Origin of the sequence: Dankookia sp. GCM10030260 (genome assembly GCF_042666655.1) — a bacterium.
Classification (GTDB): domain Bacteria; phylum Pseudomonadota; class Alphaproteobacteria; order Acetobacterales; family Acetobacteraceae; genus Paracraurococcus.
On the sequence record NZ_JBHTDE010000001.1, the window covers coordinates 1,288,522 to 1,312,155 of the forward strand.

General features: G+C 73.8%; 23 protein-coding genes and 1 tRNA gene. 18 read left to right on the forward strand and 6 right to left on the reverse strand.

Annotation, left to right across the window (positions count from 1 at the left end):
* Window positions 1–180: 180 nt before the first annotated feature.
* Window positions 181–336: a hypothetical protein gene (locus tag ACFQS7_RS06245; protein WP_380066156.1), complete on the forward strand. Its 156-nt coding sequence runs from the start codon at window positions 181–183 to the stop codon at window positions 334–336.
* A 35-nt stretch (window positions 337–371) separates the two neighbouring features.
* Here the strand turns inward: ACFQS7_RS06245 and ACFQS7_RS06250 are convergent, their stop codons facing one another.
* On the reverse strand, window positions 372–620 hold the full coding sequence (locus ACFQS7_RS06250; protein WP_380066157.1) for a hypothetical protein: 249 nt from the start codon (window positions 618–620) through the stop codon (window positions 372–374).
* Between the two features lie 663 nt (window positions 621–1,283).
* Between ACFQS7_RS06250 and ACFQS7_RS06255 the strand changes: the two genes are divergently transcribed.
* The 5 genes from ACFQS7_RS06255 to ACFQS7_RS06275 all read left to right on the forward strand — a co-directional run bounded on the left by ACFQS7_RS06255 (window position 1,284) and on the right by ACFQS7_RS06275 (window position 5,412).
* Window positions 1,284–2,744, forward strand: a complete 1,461-nt coding sequence (locus ACFQS7_RS06255) for a DEAD/DEAH box helicase (RefSeq protein ID WP_380066202.1) — start codon at window positions 1,284–1,286, stop codon at window positions 2,742–2,744.
* 104 nt (window positions 2,745–2,848) lie between these two features.
* A complete protein-coding gene (locus tag ACFQS7_RS06260) occupies window positions 2,849–3,835 on the forward strand; it encodes a Bug family tripartite tricarboxylate transporter substrate binding protein (RefSeq protein ID WP_380066158.1) in 987 nt (328 codons plus the stop codon).
* A 51-nt stretch (window positions 3,836–3,886) separates the two neighbouring features.
* Window positions 3,887–4,852 (forward strand): Bug family tripartite tricarboxylate transporter substrate binding protein, encoded by a 966-nt coding sequence (locus ACFQS7_RS06265; RefSeq protein WP_380066159.1) that lies wholly within the window; start codon window positions 3,887–3,889, stop codon window positions 4,850–4,852.
* Between the two features lie 93 nt (window positions 4,853–4,945).
* Complete coding sequence (locus ACFQS7_RS06270) at window positions 4,946–5,176, forward strand: hypothetical protein (protein ID WP_380066160.1); 231 nt, start codon at window positions 4,946–4,948, stop codon at window positions 5,174–5,176.
* Window positions 5,134–5,412, forward strand: coding sequence for a hypothetical protein (locus ACFQS7_RS06275; protein WP_380066161.1), 279 nt, complete (start codon window positions 5,134–5,136; stop codon window positions 5,410–5,412). Before ACFQS7_RS06270 ends, ACFQS7_RS06275 begins: the two co-directional genes overlap by 43 nt.
* A 51-nt stretch (window positions 5,413–5,463) precedes the next feature.
* Here the strand turns inward: ACFQS7_RS06275 and lipB are convergent, their stop codons facing one another.
* Window positions 5,464–6,138 (reverse strand): lipoyl(octanoyl) transferase LipB, encoded by a 675-nt coding sequence (gene lipB / locus ACFQS7_RS06280; protein WP_380066162.1) that lies wholly within the window; start codon window positions 6,136–6,138, stop codon window positions 5,464–5,466.
* 29 nt (window positions 6,139–6,167) lie between these two features.
* Here lipB and ACFQS7_RS06285 point away from each other — a divergent pair.
* Both ACFQS7_RS06285 and ACFQS7_RS06290 read left to right on the forward strand, forming a co-directional pair.
* A tRNA-Leu gene (locus ACFQS7_RS06285) sits at window positions 6,168–6,253 on the forward strand.
* A gap of 139 nt (window positions 6,254–6,392) precedes the next feature.
* Window positions 6,393–8,672 carry an NADP-dependent malic enzyme gene (locus tag ACFQS7_RS06290; protein ID WP_380066163.1) on the forward strand — a complete coding sequence of 760 codons (2,280 nt, stop codon included), beginning with the start codon at window positions 6,393–6,395 and terminating at the stop codon, window positions 8,670–8,672.
* A gap of 67 nt (window positions 8,673–8,739) precedes the next feature.
* Here the strand turns inward: ACFQS7_RS06290 and ACFQS7_RS06295 are convergent, their stop codons facing one another.
* The 4 genes from ACFQS7_RS06295 to ACFQS7_RS06310 all read right to left on the reverse strand — a co-directional run bounded on the left by ACFQS7_RS06295 (window position 8,740) and on the right by ACFQS7_RS06310 (window position 13,013).
* Window positions 8,740–9,822 carry a hypothetical protein gene (locus tag ACFQS7_RS06295; protein WP_380066164.1) on the reverse strand — a complete coding sequence of 361 codons (1,083 nt, stop codon included), beginning with the start codon at window positions 9,820–9,822 and terminating at the stop codon, window positions 8,740–8,742.
* Between the two features lie 188 nt (window positions 9,823–10,010).
* Complete coding sequence (locus tag ACFQS7_RS06300) at window positions 10,011–10,832, reverse strand: YsnF/AvaK domain-containing protein (protein WP_380066165.1); 822 nt, start codon at window positions 10,830–10,832, stop codon at window positions 10,011–10,013.
* Between the two features lie 51 nt (window positions 10,833–10,883).
* Entirely contained in the window at window positions 10,884–11,423 is a 540-nt protein-coding gene (locus ACFQS7_RS06305; RefSeq protein WP_380066166.1) for a DUF2382 domain-containing protein, read from the reverse strand.
* A 135-nt stretch (window positions 11,424–11,558) separates the two neighbouring features.
* The gene (locus tag ACFQS7_RS06310; RefSeq protein WP_380066167.1) at window positions 11,559–13,013 is read right to left on the reverse strand and encodes a hypothetical protein; all 1,455 of its coding nucleotides are present in this window, start codon (window positions 13,011–13,013) and stop codon (window positions 11,559–11,561) included.
* A gap of 142 nt (window positions 13,014–13,155) precedes the next feature.
* Between ACFQS7_RS06310 and ACFQS7_RS06315 the strand changes: the two genes are divergently transcribed.
* From ACFQS7_RS06315 to ACFQS7_RS06360, 10 genes are all read left to right on the forward strand, one after another.
* Window positions 13,156–13,857: a VWA domain-containing protein gene (locus ACFQS7_RS06315; protein WP_380066168.1), complete on the forward strand. Its 702-nt coding sequence runs from the start codon at window positions 13,156–13,158 to the stop codon at window positions 13,855–13,857.
* Between the two features lie 6 nt (window positions 13,858–13,863).
* Window positions 13,864–14,580, forward strand: a complete 717-nt coding sequence (locus tag ACFQS7_RS06320) for a hypothetical protein (RefSeq protein ID WP_380066169.1) — start codon at window positions 13,864–13,866, stop codon at window positions 14,578–14,580.
* Window positions 14,581–14,899: 319 nt separating this feature from the next.
* Window positions 14,900–15,775, forward strand: coding sequence for a UTP--glucose-1-phosphate uridylyltransferase GalU (gene galU / locus ACFQS7_RS06325; RefSeq protein WP_380066170.1), 876 nt, complete (start codon window positions 14,900–14,902; stop codon window positions 15,773–15,775).
* Between the two features lie 89 nt (window positions 15,776–15,864).
* The gene (locus ACFQS7_RS06330) at window positions 15,865–17,184 is read left to right on the forward strand and encodes a UDP-glucose dehydrogenase family protein (RefSeq protein ID WP_380066171.1); all 1,320 of its coding nucleotides are present in this window, start codon (window positions 15,865–15,867) and stop codon (window positions 17,182–17,184) included.
* A gap of 41 nt (window positions 17,185–17,225) precedes the next feature.
* Window positions 17,226–18,641: a phosphoglucomutase/phosphomannomutase PgmG gene (gene pgmG / locus ACFQS7_RS06335; protein WP_380066172.1), complete on the forward strand. Its 1,416-nt coding sequence runs from the start codon at window positions 17,226–17,228 to the stop codon at window positions 18,639–18,641.
* 159 nt (window positions 18,642–18,800) lie between these two features.
* On the forward strand, window positions 18,801–20,969 hold the full coding sequence (locus ACFQS7_RS06340; protein ID WP_380066173.1) for a PAS domain-containing sensor histidine kinase: 2,169 nt from the start codon (window positions 18,801–18,803) through the stop codon (window positions 20,967–20,969).
* 38 nt (window positions 20,970–21,007) lie between these two features.
* Complete coding sequence (locus ACFQS7_RS06345) at window positions 21,008–21,982, forward strand: Bug family tripartite tricarboxylate transporter substrate binding protein (RefSeq protein WP_380066174.1); 975 nt, start codon at window positions 21,008–21,010, stop codon at window positions 21,980–21,982.
* Complete coding sequence (locus ACFQS7_RS06350) at window positions 21,982–22,314, forward strand: gamma-glutamylcyclotransferase family protein (RefSeq protein ID WP_380066175.1); 333 nt, start codon at window positions 21,982–21,984, stop codon at window positions 22,312–22,314. Before ACFQS7_RS06345 ends, ACFQS7_RS06350 begins: the two co-directional genes overlap by 1 nt.
* Window positions 22,315–22,396: 82 nt before the next feature.
* The gene (locus tag ACFQS7_RS06355) at window positions 22,397–23,128 is read left to right on the forward strand and encodes a class I SAM-dependent methyltransferase (RefSeq protein WP_380066176.1); all 732 of its coding nucleotides are present in this window, start codon (window positions 22,397–22,399) and stop codon (window positions 23,126–23,128) included.
* A gap of 181 nt (window positions 23,129–23,309) precedes the next feature.
* The coding region (locus tag ACFQS7_RS06360) for a transposase (RefSeq protein WP_380066177.1) at window positions 23,310–23,634 on the forward strand (325 nt) is incomplete at its 3' end.

A 23,634-nucleotide genomic window follows, 5' to 3' on the forward strand; every position in this document is an offset into this window, starting at 1 on the left:
TCGGCAAGTATCTTCTTAAATATAGGCCGCAGTGGAGTTATCGTTTTGATATAAAAATGCCTTGTTCCGAGCTCACCAATCAAATACCGGAGGTGGGCCAAAGTCATTATGGCGCGGCGGTGCCCGGCCGCGTGAGCGGCGCGCGGATCCGGCTGAAAGCCACCGCGGCTACATGCCGAATTGTCCTGGACGATGGCCGGGGCGGCTGAGGCGGGGGAAGGTCTGCGGGTGCCCGACGCCTTCGAGCAATCGGACGAGGGCGGCATCGGCCAGATGCTCCCCGGCGAGGGGGCCGTCCGGGTGGTGCGCCACGATGGCGTCGCGGGCGCGGTCTAGATCGGCCAGTGCAAGGGGCGTGACGCGAAGCCGGATCACGCCTTCGCGGCACGGGGGCGGAAGGCGGCGGCGACCGCGGCCTCACCGGCGAATTCGCCGGCATCGGCCTGGCGCAGGCCCTCTTCGAGATGGGCGGCCCAGCCGGCCTGGTCGTCGAGGTACTGGGCGAGGGCCTCGTTGACGAGGGTGCCGGCGTCCGTGCGCTGCGCCTTGGCGAGCGCATCCAATGCGGCGGCGCGCTCGGCGGGGACGGCGACGGCAAGGGTGACGGGGGCTGCGGCCACGATCGGCTCCCGGTGCGGGGTTTGAGGATGGCCCGAACGGGGGCCGCATTCCAGCGCCATATGGTCGATCCGGATGCCGGTGCCAGCGGTCTCGCCCGTCGCTTCCTGTTGCATTCGGCAGCGTGTTCATGATACGTTCCAGCCTCCGGTGAGGAGGCCGGCGATGCCCGACGCGCCCCGCCCAGCCCATGCATCCTCTGGTCCCTTTCGCCCCGCCCGGGGCCATGCCCCGCCTTTGTCCGGCCCCGACCGCCGCGCCCCCCAACCCGAGGGTTCCAAGGGCCTTTCGGCCTTTGGCGGGGTGGTCCGGAGGGGCAGCGCCCCTCCGGTCTCCCGCCCCCCTTTGTCCAAAAACGCCCGATCCGCGTGCCCGACCCACCCATTTGTCCGGAACCTGCGCGCCGGTTCCCCTTGCGCCGCAGCATACAAAAGTGCATATCTCCCCCGCTGGCGCCTCGACGCGCCGGCGGTGCCCGGCCGCGTGAGCGGCCCGCGGATGCGGCGAACAGCCCCCGCGGATCAAGCCGAACTGCTGGCGCACGCGATGAATCCCCACCGGACCGGCCCAGCCACGCGGGGTCTCCACCTGAAACCCGCGGCGCGCCGTCCCCTCGAAGGGGCCGCGTCCGGCGCCGCGCGACCGGAAGTATGCATATCTTGACTATGTTCAACGAACTCGGCCTTGCCACGCCCCTCCTGCGGGCGCTCGACGATGCCGGCTACACCACGCCCACCCCCATCCAGGCCCAGGCCATCCCCACCGTCCTGTCCGGCCGCGACCTGCTGGGCATCGCCCAGACCGGCACCGGCAAGACCGCCGCCTTTGCGCTCCCCATCCTGCACCGGCTGAACGAGAAGGGCGGCCGCCCGCCGCGCGGCGGCTGCCGCGCTTTGGTGCTGTCCCCGACGCGCGAGCTCTCCTCGCAGATCGCCGACAGCTTCAAGGCCTATGGCGCGCATCTCGGCCTCTCCGTCGCCATCGTCTTCGGCGGCGTCCCGCACGGGCCGCAGCGCCGGGCGCTGGCCGGCGGCGTCGACATCATCGTCGCCACCCCGGGCCGCCTGCAGGATCATTTGGACGCCGGCACCGCGCGGCTCGACCGCGTGGAAGTGCTGGTGCTGGATGAGGCCGACCAGATGCTGGACAAGGGCTTCCTGCCCGCCATCCGCCGCCTGGTGAAGGCGCTGCCGACCGTGCGGCAGACCCTTTTCTTCTCCGCCACCATGCCGCAGGAGATCGGCCGCCTGGCCGGCGAGCTGCTGAACAACCCCGCCCGGGTCGAGGTCGCGCCGGTGGCGACGACCGCCGAGCGCGTCGACCAGCGCATCATCCACCTGGAGACGGCCAAGAAGCGCCCGGCGCTCGCGGCGCTGCTGCGCGGCCCCGGCGTCGGCCGCGCCCTGGTCTTCAGCCGCACCAAGCACGGCGCCGACCGCGTGGTGAAGCAGCTCGAGGCCGACGGCCTGGCGGCGAACGCCATCCACGGCAACAAGTCGCAGGGCCAGCGCGAACGCGCGCTGGCGGAATTCAAGGACGGCATCGCGCCGATCCTGGTCGCGACGGACATCGCCGCCCGCGGCATCGATGTCGACGGCATCACCCATGTCGTGCAGTACGACCTGCCCGAGGTGCCCGAGACCTATGTCCACCGCATCGGCCGCACCGCGCGCGCCGGCGCGTCGGGCGAGGCGGTGGCGCTGGTCTGCCACGACGACCTCGAGAAGCTCTTCGCCATCGAGAAGCTGATCCGCCAGGTCATCCCGGCCGAGGACCAGCGCGACGACAAGACCCGTTCGCTGGCCAAGCCGGGCCTGCTGGCGCGGCCGGCCCGCGGTGGCGGCGGCCAGGGGCGTGGCCATGGCGGCGGTGGCCGCGGTGCGCCGGGCGGCGGCAACCGGAGCGGGCAGGGCGCGCCTCGCAACGGTCAGGGCGCTCCGCGCCCGGCCCAGGGCCAGTCCGGCCGGCCGCAGGGTCAGCCGAAGCCGGCCCAGCCGGGCGGTGACAACACCCGCCGGCGGCCCGCTGCGGCGGCCGGCGCCGAAGCCCCGCGGCGCGACCGCGACAGCTTCCGCAATGCCGACTTCCGCGATGCCGCGCCGGCCTTCCTGACCCGCAGCCGCTGAGCCTGCCGCCGCAGCCCCTCGGGGTCGCGGCCCATTGGCGGGGTGACGGCGGCGGGCCGGCTCTGGCATCCTTCCGGGCAACCAACGCCCCGGGAGGCACCGCCATGACCCACCTGACCCGCCGCGCCACGCTCGGCCTGGCGCTTGCCGCCGGCGGCGCCGCGGCACAGCCCGCGCCTGCTGGCGGGACCTGGCCGGACCGGCCGATCCGCATCCTGGCACCCTATCCGCCCGGCGGGCAGACGGACCTCGTCTCCCGCTGGCTGGCGGAGCAATTGCGGCCGGCCTTCGGGCAGCCGGTGCTGGTGGAGAACCGCGCCGGCGCGCAGGGGATCATCGGCACCCAGGCGGCGCTGGCGGCCCCCGCGGACGGCACGACGCTGCTCTACGTCAATGCCTCCACCACGCTGATCAACCCCGTGGTTCATGCCAACCCGGGCTACGAGACCTTCCGCGACATGCTGCCGCTGGTGCAGTTCGGCACCGCCGCCCTGGTGCTGGCGGTGCGGCCGGACCGCGGGATCAAGACCCTGGCCGACCTGCTGGCCGAGGCGCGGCGGCGGCCGGCGCAGCTCAGCTATGCGAGCTTCGGCATCGGCTCGGCCAGCCACCTCTACGGCGCGATGCTGGAGCAGGTCGCCGACCTGCGCATGGTCCACGTGCCCTATCGCGGCTCGGCCCCGGCGGTGCTGGACGTGGTGGCGGGCAATGCCTTCCTGTCGATCAACGACGAGGCGGTGACGGTGCCGCAGGTGAAGGACGGGCGGCTGCTGCCGCTGGCGGTGACCGGCCCGGCCCGGATCGACACCCTGCCGGAGGTCCCGACCTTCGTCGAGCTGGGCTACCGCGGCGGGCTGGAACTGCTGGGCTACAACGGGCTGGTGCTGCGGGCCGGCACGCCGCCGGCGCTGGTGGACCGGCTGGCGGCGGCGATCCTGCCGGTGCTGCGCGGGCCGGAGGGACGGGCGAAGCTGCGCGAGCTGGGGCTGGTGCCGACCGCCCTCGGCCCGGCCGAATTCGCCGCCCAGATGCGCGCCGATGCGCCCATCTGGGCCGCGGCGGCGCGGGCCAGCGGGGCACGGGTGGAGTAGCGCCCGGCGCGGCGCATGCTATCCCGCAGCCAACACGCCGGAGGAAACCCCATGCGCCGCCGCCATCTGCTCGCCGCCCCCGCCTTGCTCGCCTTCCCCGCCGCCGCCCAGACCTGGCCGGAGCGCCCGGTCACCATGGTGGTGCCCTTCGCCCCCGGCGGCACGCCCGACGTCGCCGCCCGGCTGGTGGCGCCGAAGATGACCCAGGTCCTCGGCCAGCCGGTGGTGACCGAGAACCGCGCCGGCGCAGGCTCCACCATCGGCACCCGCAGCGTCCTGCAGGCGAAGCCGGACGGCCACACCGTGCTGATGGGCAGCATCAGCTTCATGATGGCGCCGCTGACCATGGACCCAGCCCCCTTCGATTCCGCGGCCGGGTTCCGGGTGGTCTCGCTGCTGGCCAGCGTGCCCTACATCCTGCTGGTCCGCGCCGATGCGCCGCCGAAGGACCTCGCCGAGTTCCACAGATGGGTCGCGGGCAACCCGGGCAAGCTGAACTACGGCTCGGCCGGCAACGGCACGCCGCTGCACCTGGGCGGGGCGATCTATTCGCTGATGATGGGGGCACAGATGACCCATGTCTCCTACCGCGGCTCGGGCCCGGCGATCGCCGACCTGCTGGCCGGCCAGGTGCAGATGGTCTTCGCCGACCTGCCGGCCGCGGCGCCGCAGATCGCCGCCGGCACGGTCCGCCCGCTCGCCTCCCTGGTGCAGCAGCGCATCGCCGCCTATCCCGGCATGCCGACCATGGCGGAGAGCGACCCGCGCCTGGCGGAGTACGACATCTACACCTGGGCCATGCTGGCCGCGCCGAAGGCGACGCCGGACCTGCCGGTGCAGCGGCTGCACGCGGCGCTGGCCGAGGCCTCCCGCGCGCCCGAATTGCAGCCGCGCTTCCGCGACCTCGGCTTCGACATCGTCATGAACAGCCCGGCCGAGGGCGATGCCCTGCTGGCGCGGGAGCAGGCGAAATGGGCGGCGCTGATCAAGCGGGCCGGCATCAAGGCGGATTTCTGATCAACTCGCAGTTTTCAACGCAGGCTGCGACCGCGGCCTTGGCACACTGGCTGCTACCTCCCGCCGGGCGAGGCCGCCCGGCGGGATGTCGCGGTGCAGGACGAGAGCTTCGAGAGGATGCGGCAGGCCGTCTATGCCGTCGCCGCGGTCAGCGGCCGGATCGGGCCGGACGTGCTCGACCGCGACCACGACCTGCGCGGGTTGCTGTTCGCCGTCTTCGCCGCCGGCGCGGCGCAGCGCCCGGTCTGCGAACCGGAACGCTGCCGCCGCGTTGCCGCCGCATGCGGGAAACCAAGCTTGAGCGCGCCGGCGACCGCCGGGTGATGCGCACCGACGATGCCGGCACCACGGTGCTGGACGATGCCGGCAAGGTCGCCGCCGAGCACGGCACCGACATGCACGAGACGTTGCTGGCGGACTTCCAGGCCGAAGGCTGGCAGGTGGCCGCCGACGGCGACCGCGCCCCGCCCGGCAGCCCAGCGAAGCCGCCCGGTGCGGTGGCCGGCGACAGCGGCGCCCCCGGCCTGAAGGCGACCGAGAGCGACCCGGCCTCAGGCTGAACGCACATGGCCCTCTACCCCCTGGGGGGAGGGTTGGGTGAGGGGAGGCCCTTAGCCTTCGAACACCCCGTCCCATTCCGCCATTAGCGCCGCGTCGGCCTCCTCCATCGTCGCCGTGACCCCCAGCCGATGCAGGCTGGTCACCCCGAACTGGTTCAGCCCGCAGGGCACGATCCCGCCGAAATGGCTGAGGTCCGGGTCGACGTTCAGGGCGATCCCGTGCCAGGTCACCCAGCGCGTCACCCGCACCCCGATGGCGCCGATCTTGTCCTCCGTGCCGCGTGACCGGTCCTCCACCCAGATGCCGACCCGGCCTTCCCGCCGCTCCGCCACCACGTTGAAGCGCCAGAGCGCCCGGATCACCCATTCCTCCAGCCGGTGGACATAGGCCCGCACGTCCCGCCCGCGCGCGCCGAGGTCGAGCATCACGTAGGCCGTCCGCTGGCCCGGCCCGTGGTAGGTCCATTGCCCGCCGCGCCCGGCGGCGAAGACCGGGAAGCGCGGATCGAGCAGCCCCTCGGCCGGGGCGGAGGTGCCGGCGGTATAGGTCGGCGGGTGTTCCACCAGCCAGACCAGCTCGCCCGCCTCCCCGGCGCGGATGGCGGCGACCCGGGCCGCCATGAAGGCCAGCGCCTCGGGATAGGGGGTGAGGCCCTCGGCGACGCGGAATTCCGGCCGGGATAGCGCCACGCCGGCCAGTCCGGCCGTTGCTCCCGTCCCGCTCATCGGTTATACGCCCCGCCTCGCCCGGTTTTGCGGTCGTGGCGGAATGGTAGACGCGCCAGCTTGAGGTGCTGGTGGGGGAAACCCCGTGGAAGTTCGAATCTTCTCGACCGCACCATACCCATCCTGGCCTTCGTCGCGGCGACAGGTGCCGCCCCCCGGGGCGCCGCGCAAGCCCCCTCCGGACCCTCCCCATCCCGGCAGTTGCGGCGCCGCGCCGCCGGCCGCATCTTCGCCCCTCGGGACAGGGGCGATTCATGGACGAGGATTTCCGCAAGGCCGCGCTGGACTACCATCGGCTGCCGCGGCCCGGGAAGCTCAGCGTCGAGCCGACCAAGCGCATGGCGACGCAACGCGACCTCGGGCTGGCCTATTCCCCCGGCGTCGCCGCCGCCTGCGAGGAGATCGCCCGCGACCCCGACGCCGCCTGGGACTACACCAGCCGCGGCAACATGGTGGCGGTCATCACCAACGGCACCGCGGTGCTCGGGCTCGGCGCGATCGGCGCGCTCGCCAGCAAGCCGGTCATGGAAGGCAAGGCGGTCCTCTTCAAGAAATTCGCCGGCATCGATTCCATCGACATCGAGGTCGAGGAGCGTGACCCGGCGCGGTTGATCGAGGTCATCGCCGCCCTCGAGCCCTCCTTCGGCGCGATCAACCTGGAAGACATCAAGGCCCCCGAATGCTTCGAGGTGGAGCGCGAGCTCCGCGCCCGGATGCGGATCCCGGTCTTCCACGACGACCAGCACGGCACCGCCATCATCGTCGCCGCCGCGGTCCGCAACGGCCTGGTGCTGCAGGGCAAGCGGATCGAGGAGGTGAAGCTGGTGAACACCGGCGGCGGCGCCGCGGCGCTCGCCTGCCTCGACCTGCTCTGCGAGATGGGGCTGCGGCGGGAGAACGTGACCGTCTGCGACATCCACGGCGTGGTCCATTTCGGCCGCGAGGAGGGGATGGACCCCTACAAGTCGAAATATGCCCGCCAGACGGACGCGCGGACGCTGGAGGAGGTGCTGGACGGCGCCGACGTCTTCCTCGGCCTCTCGGCGCCGCGGGTGCTGAAGGCCGAGTGGCTGAACAAGCTGGGCCCGAAGCCGCTGATCATGGCGCTGGCCAACCCCGAGCCCGAGATCCTGCCGGAGGCGGTGCGCGCCGTCCGCCCGGACGCCATCGTCGCCACCGGCCGGTCGGACTATCCGAACCAGGTCAACAATGTGCTCTGCTTCCCCTTCATCTTCCGCGGCGCGCTCGATGTCGGCGCGACGCAGATCAACGAGGCGATGAAGGTCGCCGCCGCCGACGCGATCGCGGCCCTGGCGCGGGTCGAGGCCAGCGAGGTGGTGGCCGCCGCCTATGGCGGCAACGCCCCGGTGTTCGGCGCCGAGTACATCATCCCGAAGCCCTTCGACCCGCGGCTGATCCTGGAGATCGCCCCCGCCGTCGCCCGCGCGGCGATGGAGAGCGGCGTCGCCCGCCGGCCGATCGCCGATTTCGCCGCCTACCGGCGCGAGCTGGAGCGCTTCGTGTTCCGCTCCGGCTACCTGATGCGGCCGCTGTTCGAGGCCGACCGCCAGGCGCCGCGCCGCGTGGTCTATGCGGAAGGCGAGGACGAACGCACGCTGCGCGCGGTGCAGACGGTGCTGGACGAGGGGATCGCCGAGCCCGTCCTGCTCGGCCGCCGCGCGGTGATCGAGGCGAAGGCGCGGGCGATGGGCCTGCGCATGGACTTCACCGAGTCGGTCGAGATCCTCGACCCCAATGCCGACATCGCCCGCTTCGCGCCGCTGACCGAGATGTACCAGCTCCGCGTCGGCCGCCGCGGCGTGCCACCGGAGGCCGCGGCGCGGCGCGTCACGACGCGCGCGACGGTCGCCGCCGCCCTGCTGCTGGAGGCCGGGCTGGTCGATGCCGCGCTCGTCGGCGGCAGCGGCAACTGGATGCGGCAGTTCCACTACGGCTTCGACGTCATCGGCAAGTCGGGGACGACGTCCCGCGTCTACGCGCTCTCGGCCGTCATCATCCCGACGGGGACGCTGTTCTTCGTCGACACGCATCTGATGGTCGAGCCCAGCGCCGAGCAGATCGCCGAGATGACCCTGCTGGCGGCCGAGCAGGTCGAGGCCTTCGGCCTCACGCCCAAGGTCGCGCTGCTGTCGCATTCCTCCTTCGGCGGCTCGAACGCGCCGACCGCGCGGACCATGCGGCAGGCGCTGAAGCTGCTGCGCGCCCAGGCGCCGGCGCTGGAGGTGGATGGCGAGATGCACGCCGATGCCGCCCTGGTCCCCGCCATCCGCGCCCGCGCGGTGCCGAACAGCACGCTGACCGAGACCGCCAACCTGCTGGTCTTCCCCAACCTGGACAGCGCCAATATCAGCTTCAACCTGCTGAAGGCGGCGGCCGACGGGCTGCAGGTCGGGCCGATCCTGCTCGGGATGCGCAAGCCGCTGCACGTCCTGGTGCCGAGCGTGACCGCGCGCGGCATCGTCAACCTGACCGCGGTCGCGGTGCACCAGGCGAATGCGCTGAAGGCGGGGTGAGGCTACGCCGCCCGGCGCGGCCGGCGGCGCGACAGGTCCGCCGCGCCCGGGCCGGGCCGCATCGCCGCTACGGCGTCTGCCCTTCCAGCGCCGTGGTCAGCATGCGCCGCACCGCCGCGGCGGGCACGCAGGGCTCCAGGTGGCCGCCGCGTTGGCCGAAGGCGTCCGGCCGCAGCAGGTACAACGCCGCCAGGTCGTCCCAGAGCGAGGTACGGGCCCAGCCATCCGGGTTCTTCTGCAGCATCCTCGCCACGCCCCGCGCCACATGGCCGCCCTCGGCCAGCGTCGCGGCCCATTCGGCGGTCGGGGCGAAGGCGAATTGCCGGCGCCCGTCGGAATCCACCCCCGGCTCCGCCCTGCCGCAGGCCTCCAGCCCGGTCGGGATGTCCACCCAGTCGGTCCGCAACCGCCTGCTGCCGCGGAGATGCCGCCCGGCCAGCAGGTCGAAGGCGGTCAGGCAGGCGGCCCGGTCATAGATGCAGTTCAGCCCGTCCGGCATGCCGCCGAGCTCGTCCGGATAGGGCCGGCCCTGCGCCACGATCCGTTCGGCCTTCTCCAGCACCTCCGCCGCATAGCGCAGGAAGGAGGTCCAGGGCCCGATCACCAGCAGGGCGATGCGGGCGCAATCCTTCAGGTGCGGCCGCAACGCCGCGGCGAGATCGACCGGCGGCGCCAGGCTGCCCTCGACCGGGGCCTCGAGCAGGCCGTTGAGCCGTTCCGCATTGTCCCGCCAGGCGGGGAAGCGCGGGTCGAGCGGGCCACGGACGTCCGCGCTGTCGCTGCCGCTGCCGCCGGGGATCACCGGGATGGGGACGGGGAAGGGCAGGGTGGCGAGCGCCGTCTCCATCGCCCCGGCGGCCTGCCGGGGCCGGGCAAGGCCTTCGGTCATGACGATGGCGACGACCCGGCCGGTCTGGCCCAGCATCGCCACGGCGCGGTAGTCGTCGAGGTCGCCGTCGCTGTCGATCAGGATGCAGCGGCCGTGATGCGCCGGCCCCGCCTTGGTCGGCGCCGCGGCCGCGGCGGGCGCCGGCGCCTGGGCCAGCGCCATGGCCGGCGCGGCGCCGGCCAGCAGCAACGACAGCAGCCCCCGCAGCAGGCGGTCGCGCCGCCGATGCGTGGCGCGCCCGCCTGGCGTCCGTTCCGCCATGATCCGCGTCCTCCCCGTCACAGCATTGCCTCCCGGCACCGGCCGGGGCGGATTGCATGCTGGGGGAAATACCGGACGCCGCGCCGTGCGCCATCGCACGCGCGGAAGGCCACGGCTGGCCGGCCGGCGCGGCCCCAAGGCCGCCGCGGGATGGCCGGAGGGGGGCCTGCCCCCTCCGGCCGCTCGGCTCAGGCGCCGGGGTCGCGGGCGGGGCCGGTTGCGGGGCGGGTCGCGCCGCGCTCGTCCTGGACCTCGACCTCGGTGCGGCGGACGGTGCCCTTGACCGTCTCGGTGGTGTCCTCGGCGGTCTTGCGGATCACCAGCTCCTCGCGCACCCGCGCCTCCTTGGCGACCACCGCCTCCTCGGCGGTCTCGGTCGCCTCGATGGTGCGCTCCTGGAACAGCGCATCGGCGCCGGTCACCGGCCGGTCGACCGCGCGGCGATCGACCTGGACATGCTCGCTGTGCAGCGACACCTGCTCCTCGACCGGGGTCTCGACCACGTAGGACCGCACCTTCACGCGGCCATGCGCGGTCTCGCGCTTGCCGACGCGGAGGCGTTCCTCGAGCAGCGGGATGCTTTCCTCCTGGCCGCTGGCCAGCGAGCCGGTGGCCGCGGCGCGGGCCGGCGCCGCCTGGGGCGCGACGGGGGTCGCGTCGAGCCGGGCCGTGCCCATGTCCGCGCTGCCCAGGGCATTCCCGCCGGTCCAGCCGGCGCTCCGCCACTCGGCTTCCTGCGCGTCGAGGTCGATCGCGCCGGCGGCCTCGACCACGTCGGCCGCGGTGTCGAACTGGGCGGCCGGGACGGTCGCCGAGAGCACCGCATGGCCGCGGCGGACCGCTTCCTCCAGCGTCGCGCGGTCGGTGCCGGCGATCCCGAGGTCGGCGGTGCCGGTCTGGTTGGTGAAGATGCTGCCGCGCACCCCGCCGATCTGCATGGCCAGGTCGCGCGACGCGGCCTCGGCCTCGGCGACGGTGGAGAAGACGGCCGTGATGGTCTGGTTCGCCATGATGATGTGGCTCCTGATATTGCCTGAAAGGTGAAACCCTGCGGCGCCGGCTCAGCCGGGCGCCGGATCGCCGGCGGGTGGCAGGTGGTCGACCACGGCGGATTGCCGCCGGACCTCCACCACCTGCTCGACATGCTGGGTGGTGCCGGTGCGGCGGAGGCGCAGTTCCTCGCGCAGCACCAGGCGCTTCTCCACGACCAGCACTTCCTCCAGCACCGGGACGACGAGGACCTTGCCGTCCTCCTCCTCGCGCGGCACCGGCGGCGCCTCGCCCAAGGCGAGTTCGCGGCCGATCGGCACCCGGTCGACGGTCACCGCCTCCGAATGCAGGTCGGCCTGCAGGTTTTGCCGTTCGGTGGCATTGGTGATGCGTACCCTGACCCGACCGGACACGACTTCCCGCTTGCCCAGGCTGAGATGTTCTTCAAGAAGCGGAATATGTTCGGTCGAATTGGGTACGGCGTCTTCGTTGTTATTTGACAACTTGGGTAATCCCGCATGAACGACTGCCTGGGCGGGCCACTCAACAGGCCAGCGGCGGATACGTTCATTGCCCTTGGGGTCCGGAGCGGGGGGCAAATCGCCTGCCACGGCAACGTGACGGCGCTCCCGGCGGCGGCGCCGGCCGCGGCGAGGAGGCGGCGGCAGACCCGGGCGTCGCCCAATCGGCCAGGAAACCCGCGGCCGGCCGCCGCCGCGGCAGGCGCGGCGTGGCGCCTGCCGCGGCTACCTCGCCACCGCGCCGAGCCCGAGCACCCGCTGCGCCGCCGCCGGCCCGCCGAGCAGCGCCGCCGGCAGATCGCCCAGCGCCACCGGCTGCGCCGGCCGGGCGGTGAGCTCGACCTCCTTCGCCTCGCCGCGCAGGAAGCGCTGCAGCGCGGCGACCACCGGCCCGAGCCCGCCGCCGCCCGGCACCGCCTGGCCGCGCCCCCCGGGGCTGCCCAGCGCCGCGGCGAGCTGGCTGGCCCAGCCCTCGCGCACCCGCGCCTCGGTCGTCTTCCGCCGCCGCGCCTCGTCGCGCGCGGCGCGGCCGAGCAGCGACTGGTCGAGGTAGCGCAGCGCCAGGCCGACCAGCTTCAGCTGCTCCCAGTCCTGCTGCTCGGCGGCTTCCGGCGTCACCCCGTCGAGCGCCAGCGACAGGCCCAGCACCCCCATCTCCCGCCCGGCGAGCGAGAGCGAGCGCAGTTCCAGCCGGCCCCTGGCGCGGTCGTAGCGGCTCTCGGCGGTCAGGTCGGCGAGCAGCGCCGGGTAGCCGAACCGGGTCAGCCATGCCTCGAGCCCGGGCAGGGGCTCCAGCCGCAGCTCGCGCAGCGCCACCCGGCCGGTCTCGATCCCCTCCGCGGTCGTCGGGTCGCCCTGGATGCGCAGCGCGCCGAAGCCGCCGATCGCCCGGTCGCCGGCGGTCACCACCACGTCCTCGATCTCCAGCGCATAGCCGGCATCGGCCCGCGGCGGCGTCTCCTGCGCCCCGAGCGAGGCGATGGTGCCCGGCAGGTCGAGGCCGCGCAGCTGGACCCGCCCGGTGCGGACCCGGTCGAAGGCGCCGGCCTGCGGCGCCAGCACGTCGAGCCCGGTCAGCGTCAGCCGGCCCGGCCTGCCGGCGGCGTAGTCCTCCAGCACCAGCTCGGCGAGGGAGACCGGCGTGTCGCCCTCGACGGTCAGCTGCTCGAGCCGCAGCGAGGCGACCGCGAGCGCCTCCGGCGCCAGCCCCGGCGCCGCCATCTCGCGCAGCTCCAGCCGGGCGATGCGGGCGGTGCCGGTCCCGGGGCCGGTCAGCACCAGCTCGCGCGCGCTGGCGGCGCCGATCCGCTGCTCGCCGAGCCCGTCGAGGGTGAGTTCCTCGATCGCCAGGCTGCCCTCGCCGCGGGTCAGCCTGGCGCCGAGCAGCCGGACGCTGCCGGTCGCCGGGTCGATCGGCTCGGCGGCGCGGTAGGCGAGGGTGATGGAATCGCCCAGCAGGGCGCGGAAGCGGGCGACCGCGGGCAGCGCATCGATCGGCGGCGGCGCGGCGATGGCCGGGCCGGATGGGGCCGGGCCGGCCGGCGGCGCGGCCTGCGGGAGCGGTTCGCCGAATTTGTCGAGCCGGCCGGCGGGCGGCTCCAGCGGCGGCGGCTTGGGCTGCGCCAGGGCGGCCAGGCTGAGCGGGCCGATCACCAGGAGCGCGCCGAGAACCCACCGCATGCCGTATCCTCCGCCGGAGGCGCAACCATAGGGAGCGGATGCCGCATCGCGCCATGCCCGGCCGCGTGACAAGCGCGCGTGATGGCGATCGCCTGCCGATCCTACCCTGGTGCCGGCGCCGCGACGCGCCCACATTCGCCGCATGAGCAACCTGCCCGACAAGCCGGCCACGGCCGCCGTCGCGGCCTTCCTCAAGCGCGTCGAGGGCCTGCCGCAGGCGCGGCCGGCCTCCGGGCGCCGTGGCCGCCTGGTTTTCGCGATCGACGCCACGGCGTCGCGCCAGCCCACCTGGGACCGCGCCTGCCAGTTGCAGGGCGAGATGTTCCAGGCGACCCGCGACCTGGGCGGGCTTTCCGTCCAGCTCGCCTATTACCGCGGCTTCCTGGAATTCGCCGCGACCCCCTTCCTGACCGATGCGCAGGAGCTGACCCGGCGGATGGCCGGGGTGCAGTGCCTGGGCGGGCAGACCCAGATCCAGCGGGTGCTCGACCACGTCCTGGCCGAGACCAGGCGGGAGCGGGTCAATGCGCTGGTCTTCGTCGGCGACGCGGTCGAGGAAGCGGTCGACCCGCTCTGCCACGCCGCCGGCCAGCTCGGCCTGCACGGCACCCCGGTCTTCACCTTCCACGAAGGCGGCCATCCGGAGGCGGCCAATGCGCTGAGGCAGATCGCCCGGCTGTCGGGCGGCGCCTATGCGCCCTTCGATACCGCCAGCGCGGCGGCGCTGCGCGACCTGCTCCGCGCCGTCGCGGTCTATGCCGCGGGCGGCCGCGCCGCGCTGGGCCGGCTGCCCGGCGGCGCGGCCGCGCGGATCGCCGGGCAATTGCCCGCGCCCAGGGCCTGACCGGGGATGGTCTGGCTCGCCCTCGGTGTCGGGCTGCTGCTGGTGCTGCTGTGGCTCATGCGGCTGTTTGCCTCGGCGCGGGTCGAGACCATCCGCAAGGGCGCCATCTGGGGCGGCGCGGTGGCCGGCGGCGGCGTCCTGCTGCTGGTGCTGACCACTGGCCGCGGCGGCCAGGCGCTCTGGACCCTCGGCCTGTTCGCGCCGCTGCTCTGGCGCTGGGGCCGCGGCTGGCTCGCCGCGCGGCGGTTCCGCTGGCAGGGGGAAGGGCGGGGTGGCCCGGGCGCGACCGGCGAGAGCGCGGTGGAGACCGCCACCCTGGCGATGCGGCTGGACCACGCGAGCGGCCAGATGACCGGCACGGTGCGCCGCGGCCGGCAGGCCGGGCGGGAGCTGGCGGCGCTGTCGCTGCCCGAATTGCTGGCCTTGCTGGCGGATTGCCGCACCGAGGACCCCGACAGCGTGGCGCTGCTGGAAGCCTGGCTCGACCGGCTGGATGCCGACTGGCGCGCCGCCGAGGCCGCCGCCCCGCCACCCGGCAGCGGCGCCGGCGGCCGGATGACGCGGGAGGAGGCGCTGGCGGTGCTCGGCCTGGCCGAGGGCGCCGATGCGGGGGCGATCCGCGCGGCGCATCGCCGGCTGATGCGGGGCGCGCATCCCGACCAGGGCGGCAGCGACTGGCTGGCGGCGCGGATCAACCAGGCAAGGGACGTCCTGTTGCCCTGATGCGCGGGGACCGGGCCGGGGCGGAGGCGTCCTCCTCCCGCGAAACGCATGCGTCCGGCCATCGGGGAGGGGGGGCGCGCGGAGGACATGCCTGGCCCGCCCCCGGCCTGGCGCTGGGTCGTCCCCGGCCGCGGTGATCGTCCCGGCGTCCCTCGCTTTCCGCGGGAGTGGCCACGGCCTTGTCTTCATGTTGCGTTAGCGAAGGCTCGATAAGGCTCGGCGTGGCTTGCGGGGCGTCGGGTCGCGTGGCACTCCTCGCGCCCGATGGTCTTGCGGCAAGCCCCCCGTCCGCATGAGACGTCACCGCCAGGAGAGGCATGTGTCCGCACTGAAGCCCTTGAAGAAGGCCGTCCTGCCGGTTGCCGGCCTCGGGACCCGGTTCCTGCCTGCGACCAAGGCGCTGGCCAAGGAAATGCTGCCGGTGGTCGACCGGCCGCTGATCCAGTATGCGATCGAGGAAGCCCGCGCCGCCGGCATCGAGCAATTCTGCCTGATCACCGGCCGCGGCAAGACCTCGATCGTCGAGCATTTCGACGTCGCCTACGAGCTCGAGAAGACGCTCGAGGAACGCGGCAAGACGCGGGAACTGGCCGACCTGCGCGCCCAGGCCCTGGTGCCCGGCGCCATGGTCACGGTGCGCCAGCAGGTGCCGATGGGCCTTGGCCACGCCATCTGGTGCGCCCGCAGCTTCATCGGTGACGACCCCTTCGCCATCCTGCTGCCCGACGACCTGATGATGTGCGAGACCTCCTGCACCGCCCAGCTGGCCGCGGCCTACCGCGAGACCGGCGGCAACGTGGTGGCGATCGAGGAAGTGCCGCGCGACCGGGTGAACCGCTACGGCGTGCTGGACATCGAGCAGGACCTGGGCCGGCTCGTTTCCGTGAAGGGGCTGGTCGAGAAGCCGAAGATCGAGGACGCGCCGTCCAACCTGACGGTGATCGGCCGCTACGTGCTGATGCCCGAGGTGATCGGGCACCTGGCGAAGATGGAGCGCGGCGCCGGCAACGAGGTCCAGCTGACCGACGGCATGGCCAAGCTGATCGGCCAGCAGCCCTTCCACGGCCTCCGCTACGAGGGCCGCCGGTTCGACTGTGGCGACAAGGCCGGCTGGCTGGAGGCGCAGATCGCCTTCGCCCTGGCGCGGCCGGACATGGCGCCGTCCGTGCGCGAATTCCTGAAGCGGTACCAGTGATCCACCCGTGCTAACCGCAACGGCCTGACACGAGCCGCGGGACGCCCGTTTTGGGCGGCCCGCTCGGCTGATTGACCGGGAGCAGGACGATGCGCATTGTCATGGTGGGGGCCGGCTATGTCGGCCTGGTCTCGGGGGCCTGCTTCGCCGAATTCGGCGTCGATGTCTGCATCCTCGACACCGACGCGGCGAAGATCGACGCGCTGCGCGCCGGCCGCATCCCGATCTACGAGCCCGGCCTGGAATCCCTGGTGCAGGAGAATGCCCGGGACGGCCGGTTGAGCTTCACCACCGACCTGGCCGAGGCGGTGCAGGGCGCGGATGCGGTCTTCCTCGCGGTCGGCACGCCGTCCCGCCGCGGCGACGGCCATGCCGACCTGTCCTTCGTCTTCGCCGCGGCCGAGCAGGTGGCGAAGGCGGCCAAGGGCCCGCTGGTGCTGGTGACGAAATCCACCGTGCCGGTCGGCACCGGGCGGAAGGTGCACGACATCGTCCGCGCCGCCCGGCCGGACCTGGCCATCGAGGTCGCCTCCAACCCCGAATTCCTGCGCGAAGGCAGCGCCATCGGCGATTTCATGCGGCCCGACCGGGTGGTCATCGGCACCATGGAGGGCGAGGGCGGGGAGCGGGCCATGAAGGTCCTGCGCCGGCTCTACCGACCGCTCAACCTGATTGAGGTGCCGATCCTGGCGACCGTGATCGAGACCGCCGAGCTGATCAAGTACGCCGCCAACGCCTTCCTGGCGACCAAGATCACCTTCATCAACGAGATCGCCGACCTCTGCGAGAAGGTCGGCGCCGACGTCCACGACGTGGCGCGCGGCATGGGGCTGGATGGCCGGATCGGGCGGAAATTCCTGCATGCCGGGCCGGGCTACGGCGGGTCCTGCTTCCCCAAGGATACGCTTGCCCTGGCGCGCACCGCGGCCGATTTCGGCACGCCGATCAAGCTGGTGGAGACCACCATCGCGGTGAACGAGGCGCGCAAGGCCGGCATGGCGGACCGCGTCATCGCCGCCTGCGGCGGCAGCGTCGCCGGCAAGACCGTGGCGGTGCTCGGCCTGACCTTCAAGCCGGAGACCGACGACATGCGCGACGCGCCGTCGCTGGTCGTGGTGCCGCGGCTGGCCGAGGCGGGCGCCGTGATCCGCGCCTTCGACCCGGCCGGCATGGACCATGCGAAGCCGCTGCTGCCGGGCGCCGTGCACTATGCGACCAGCGCGCTGGATGCGATCGCCGGTGCCGACGCGCTGGTGCTGCTGACCGAATGGAACGAGTTCCGCGCCCTGTCGCCCGACCGGCTGCGCCGCGCCATGCGCGGCGACGTGCTGCTCGACCTGCGCAACGTCTATGACCCGGAAGCGGTGCGTGCTGCCGGCTTCCGCTATTCCTCGATCGGCCGACCCTGATCCGGCCGGGGACATCCCCCGGCAAAACCCGGAGACCTGCCATGACCGCCTTCCACCACAGCTTCAACCCGACCGTGCTGCGCGAGTACGACATCCGCGGCATCGTCGGGACGACGCTGCAGCCGGAGGATGCCTTCGCCATCGGCCGCTGCTTCGGCAGCATCGTGACCCGCGCCGGCGGCACCAAGGTGGCGGTCGGCTACGATGGCAGGCTTTCCTCCCCGGACCTGGAGCCGCAGCTGGTCGCCGGGCTGCGCGCCTGCGGGCTGGAGGTGATCCGCATCGGCCTGGTGGCCACGCCGATGCTGTATTTCGCCAGCTACCACCACGGCGCCGATGGCGCGGTGATGGTGACCGGCAGCCACAACCCGCCGGACTACAACGGCTTCAAGATGATGCTGGGCAAGAAGCCCTTCTTCGGCGCGCAGATCCAGGAGATCGGCCGGATGGCGGCCGAGGGCGACGTCGTCCCGGTCTCACTGGAGGGCAGCGACCACAAGGTCGACGTCACCGAGCCCTATGCCGCCCGCGTGCTGCAGGATTATGACGGCGGCGAGCGCCGCCTGAAGGTGGTCTGGGATCCGGGCAACGGCTCCGGCTGCGAGATCACCAAGGTGCTGACCGCGAAGCTGCCGGGCGAGCATTTCGTCATCAACGGCGACGTGGACGGGACCTTCCCGAACCACCACCCCGACCCGACGGTGGCGAAGAACCTCGAGCAGCTGATCGCGGAAGTCGCCAAGGAAGGCGCCGATTTCGGCATCGCCTTCGACGGCGACGCCGACCGCATCGGCGTGGTGGACGGGGAGGGCAACATCCTGTTCGGCGACCAGCTGCTGGTGGTGCTGGCGCGCGACGTGCTGAAGTCGCACCCCGGCGGCACCGTCATCGCCGACGTCAAGGCCAGCCAGGTGCTGTTCGACGAGATCGCCAAGGCCGGCGGCCAGCCGCTGATGTGGAAGACCGGGCACAGCCTGATCAAGGCCAAGATGGCCGAGACCGGCAGCCCGCTGGCCGGCGAGATGTCCGGCCACATCTTCTTCGCCGACAAGTGGTACGGCTTCGACGACGCGCCCTATTCGGCCATCCGCCTGCTCGGCATCCTGGCCCGCGCCACGGAGACGCTGGGCCAGATGCGCGCCGCCCTGCCGCAGGTGCTGAACACGCCGGAACTGCGCTTCGACTGCCCGGAGGAGCGCAAATTCGTCGTGGTCGACGAGGTCAAGGCCCGCCTCGCGGCGTCCGGCGCCAAGGTCCAGGCGGTCGACGGCGTCCGCGTGCTGACCGAGGACGGCTGGTGGCTGCTGCGCGCCTCCAACACCCAGGCGGTGCTGGTGGCGCGCTGCGAGGCGAGTTCTGCCGCGGGGCTCGACCGGCTCAAGGCCGGGCTGGTCGAGCAGCTGACCGCCAGCGGCCTCGCCGCGCCGGATTTCTCCGGCGAGAATGCCGGGCACTGACGGCGCCTCCACGTCCCGCCGCGCCGGTTATTGAGATCGGCGCGTTTTTTTGCCAGCCGACCCGGCTTGCGGATCGCAGGCGGTGAGATTGCCTGCTTGCATCATGCCGCCGCCTGCGGAATTCTCGCGCCGCGAGGCGTGAGGCAGGAGTGCGGGCTGATGGGTGCGGCTGGCGTCGCCGACGCGCCGTCCGGCGGGGATGCGGCGCAGCGCTTCGACGGCCTGCTCCGCGTGGCCGCCCGGGTGACCGGCACGCCGCTGGCGGCGATCTCCCTGGTGGACGACCTGCGCGCCGTGGTGCGGAACGGGCTCGGCATCCCGCCGCTGACCGTGCTGCCGGCGGACTCGCCCTGCGCCATCGTCCGGCGCGAGGCCGCGCCGCTGATCGTCCCCGACACGCGGCTCGATGCCCGCTTCCGCGCCAATGCGATCGTCACCGGCCCGCCCGGCATCCGCTTCTATCTCGGCCTGCCCATCCCCGGCCCCGGCCCCGGCGGCGCGGCGCTCGGCTCGCTCTGCTGCATGGACACCGCGCCGCGCCATGCGGCGGTGCCGGCCGAGGACCTCGAACTGCTCGCCGACCTCGCCGCCCAGGTCGGTGATTCGATCCGCCAGGAGGCCGAGGCGGCGGCGCTGGTCCGCCGCCACGCGCGGCTGGAGCGCCGGCTGCAGACGGTGCTCGACGCCATCCCCCTGCCGCTGCTGACCATCGACCCGGCGGGCGGCGTCACCAGCTGGAACCCCGCGGCGGAGAAGGTCTTCGGCTGGTCCGAGGCCGAGGTGCTCGGCCGCTTCGGCCCGCACGTGCCGGCCGACCAGATCGACTCCTCCCGCGCCATCCAGCGCGCGATCGTCCAGGGCGAGCCAATGGTGGCGGCCGAGGCGGAGCGCATGCGCCGCGACGGCACAAGGCTGCCGGTCGCCATCGCCACCGCGCCGCTGCGCGACGAGGCCGGCCGGCCGGACGGCGCGGTGCTGGTCATCGAGGACATCACCGCGCGCCGGCTGGCCGAGGCGGAGGCCGCCGCCCGCGCCGCCCGCATGGCGCGGGAGGCGCGGCTGCTCGCCGGCATCGCCACCTCGCGCCACCTGGCGCGCGGCGACCTCGACGGCTCCGCCCAGCGCATCATCGCCGCGGCGGTCGAGCGGCTGGAAGGCTGCGACGCCGCCTTCTGGCGGCTCGACCCGCAGGGCGACGGGCTGCGCCTGGTGACGATGGCCGGCCCGGACGGCCTGGCGCTGGCGCCGTCCGACCCGCGCCGCGCCGCCTGCGAAAGCCTGCCGCTGGACCCGGCGCTGGCCGCCGAGCGCAGCGTCGCGCTGACTGGCCTGCGGGCGGCCGCCGCCCTGCCGGCCTGGCTGCCCGCCCGCGTCCACCGCGCCGGCTACGACGCGCTGCTGTTCGCCCCGATCCGCGTCGCGGCGCGCATCGAGGGGCTGCTCGGCATCCTCGCCCCCCGCGGACCGCGCGGCTGGAGCCTGGAGGACCGCGGCTTCCTCGCCTCGCTCGCCGACCTTGCCGCCCTGGCGCTGGAGGCCGAGCGCCGCGCCGCCGCGATCCACGGGCTGGAGGAGGCGAAGGCCCGCGCCGAGGCGGCGAACCTGACGAAGACCCGCTTCCTGGCGCGGATGAGCCACGAGTTGCGGACCCCGCTGAATGCCATCATCGGCTTCGCCGAATTGCTGCGGGACGGCAGCCTGCCGGCGGCGCAGCGGCAGGAATTCGCCGGCCATGTCATCGCGGCCGGCCGCGATCTGCTCGCCGCCCTGACCGCGGTGCTGGACCATGCCCGGGTCGAGGCCGGGACCCTGGTGCTGGCGCGGGAACGGGTCGATCCCTGGCTGGTCATCGGCGACGCCATGCGCGCCGCCGCCCCCGCCGCCGCGGCGCGTGGCCTGACGCTGGAGCGCAGCGACCGGCCGATGCCGCCGCTGCTCGGCGACGGCGAGCGGTTGCGCCAGGCGATCGGCGCGCTGCTGTCGAACGCGGTGAAATTCGCCGCCCCGCAGGACCGGGTCGCGGTCGGCGGCGGCTACGACGACGGCAGCGGCTATGCCATCTGGGTGCGCGACGCCGGGCCCGGCATGACGCGGGAAGAGATCGCCCGGGCGCTGGAGCCCTTCCGCCAGGTCGACGAAGGCCTGGACCGCCCGGCCGGCGGCACCGGGCTCGGCCTGCCCCTGGCCCGCGCCTTCGTCGAGGCGCATGGCGGCCAGCTGGTGCTGGACAGCGCGCCGGGGCGGGGGACGCTGGCCGTCGTCACCCTGCCGGCCGAGCTCGCCCTGCCGCCGGCGGTTGACGTGCCGCGCGCCGCTTCCGCATCCTGAACGACAGGCCGGCGGAACGGCCGCGGGAGGGTACGGGCATGCGATGGACCAGGCGGGGGGCGCTGGGCGCCGGCGTGGCATTGGCGGCGGGCGGCGCGCGGGCGCAGGAGGCCTGGCCGAACCGGCCGATCCGGGTGATCGTGCCCTTCCCGGCCGGCGGCACCACCGACATGCTGGCCCGGCTCTATGCCCAGCGGCTGACCGAGACGCTGGGGCAATCCGTGCTGGTCGAGAACCGCGGCGGCGGCGGCGGCTCGATCGGCGCCGATGTCGTGGCCAAGGCGGCGCCGGATGGCCATACGCTGCTCTTCCACAACCTCACCTTCGTCACCACCACCTCGGTGCTGCAAGCCTCCAACCGCGCGCCGCACGACATCGAGCGCGACTTCATCGCCGTCTCGGTCGGCGCCATGGTGCCCTCCATCGTCCTCACCCAGGCCAGCCACCCGGCGCAGGACCTGCGCGAATTCGTCGCCTGGGCAAAGGGGCGGACCGATGTCTTCTACGGCTCCACCGGCCCCGGCAGCGGGATGAACCTGACCGGCGAGACCCTGAAGCGCGAGACCGGCATCCGCATGGAGCACGTCCCCTACCGCGGCGCCGCCCCCCTGGTGCAGGAACTGGTCGCCGGCCGGGTCCAGCTCGGCGGCGACCAGATCTCGACCGGGGTGATCCATGTCCGCGCCGGCACGCTGAAGGCGCTCGCCACCCTCGCGCCGCGCCGCGCCCGCGTGCTGCCGGAGGTCCCCACGGTGCGCGAGCTGGGCTTCCCGGCGCTCGAGCAGCAGGGCTGGAACGGCTATTTCGCCCCGGCCGGCACGCCGCGCCCGGTGATCGACCGGCTGGCGCGGGAGGTTGCCGCCGCCGCCGCGGTGCCGGATATCGAACGCCGCATCCTCGATGCCGGCGGCGAGCCGGGCGGCGGCGGGCCGGAGGACTACGCCGCCATGCTGCGCGAGCAGATCACCCGCATCCGCGCCCAGGTCGCCGCGGTCGGGCTGCGCGCGGAGTGATGCTCTTCCTCTACGGCACCTTGCTGCGGCCGCGGCTGCTGGAGAGGCTGGCGGGGCAGCCGGGCCTGGCGCGAAGGCTGCTGCCGGCGCGGCTGGACGGCTGGGCGCGGGTCCGCCTGCGCGGCACGCCCTGGCCGACCCTGGTGCCGGCGCCGGGGGCCGTGACCGAGGGCGGGCTGCTGCGCTGCGGGGCGGCGGCCTTCACCCGGCTCGCGGCCTATGAAGGCGCGGCCTACCGGCTGGTGCCGCTGCGGGTGGAGACCTGGCGCGGGCCGCGGCGGGCGCGGGCCTGGGTGGCGGCAAGGTGGCGGGCGTCGGCGGATTGCTGGTAGGGCGGGGCCAGGCCAGGGGGCCTTGCCCCCCGGCACCCCCCACCAAAGGCCGAAAGGCCCCTGGACACCGCGAGTCTCGGCCATGGCGCAGAACATCTACGACGATCCGACCTTCTTCGCGGGGTACAGCCGGCTCAGGCGTTCGGTCGAGGGGCTGGACGGGGCGCCGGAATGGCCGGCGCTGCGGGCCATGCTGCCGCCGCTGCAGGGGCTGCGCGTCGTCGACCTTGGCTGCGGCTTCGGCTGGGCCTGCCGCTGGATGCGACAGGCGGGCGCCGCCACGGTCCTCGGCCTCGACCTGTCGGAGTCGATGCTGGCGCGGGCGCGGGCGATGACCGGCGACCCTGACGTGACCTATCGCCGCGCCGACCTCGAGGATCTCGACCTGCCGGCGGCCGGCTTCGACCTGGCCTTCAGCGCGCTCGCCCTGCACTACATCGAGGACCTGCCGCGGCTGCTGGGCCGGCTGCGCCGCGCGCTGGTCCCGGGAGGGCATCTCGTCGCCTCGCTGGAGCATCCGATCCTGACCGCGCCGAGCCGGCAGGGGTGGAGCATCGATGCCGCGGGGCACCGCATTTGGCCGCTCGATGGCTACCAGCGCGAGGGAGCGCGCGTCACCGACTGGCTGGCCAAGGGCGTGGTCAAGCAGCACCGCATGCTCGGCACCACGCTGAACGCGCTGCTCGGCGCCGGCTTCGCGCTGACGCGTGTCGAGGAATGGGCGCCGACGGAGGCGCAGATCGCCGAGCAGCCGGACCTGGCGCCGGAGCGCGAGCGGCCGATGTTCCTGTTGCTGGCCGCGCGAGCGGCCTGAGGCTGGCGGCGGCGCGGGGCGCGGATCGCGCCCTCGCGCACCGGCGACAGGCGCCGCCCCGCCGCCTCAGGCGGAAGGGCGCGCGCGGGGGGCTTCACCCCCGCTCCTTCCTGCCCTTTTCCCTTGCTTTTTTTCCTATATTCCTGCTTTGTTCCGGCTCCTGCCGCCAGGGACCCAGCCCATGCGCCGCCGCCGCCCCCGTTCCCGCCCCTTCGACCCCGGCATCCCGCCGGAGATCCTGCCGCCCGATTTCGTCGCCCGTCACGACCTGCACGCCTACCTCTACCTCCGGCCGACCTTCGGCCTGACCCCGCCGCAGCCCTGGGCGCCGCTGACCGACGCCGAATGGGCCGCGCTCCGGCCGGTCCTGGCGGAGCATGGCTGCGGCCTGTCGGACCACCCCCGCGCCGGCCGGCCGATGGCCGACCCGCGCGCCCGGCTGGATGCGATCTTCCGCGCGGTGACCCTCAAGCGCCCGCGGCCGCAGGGCGGCGGGCGGGGCAGCT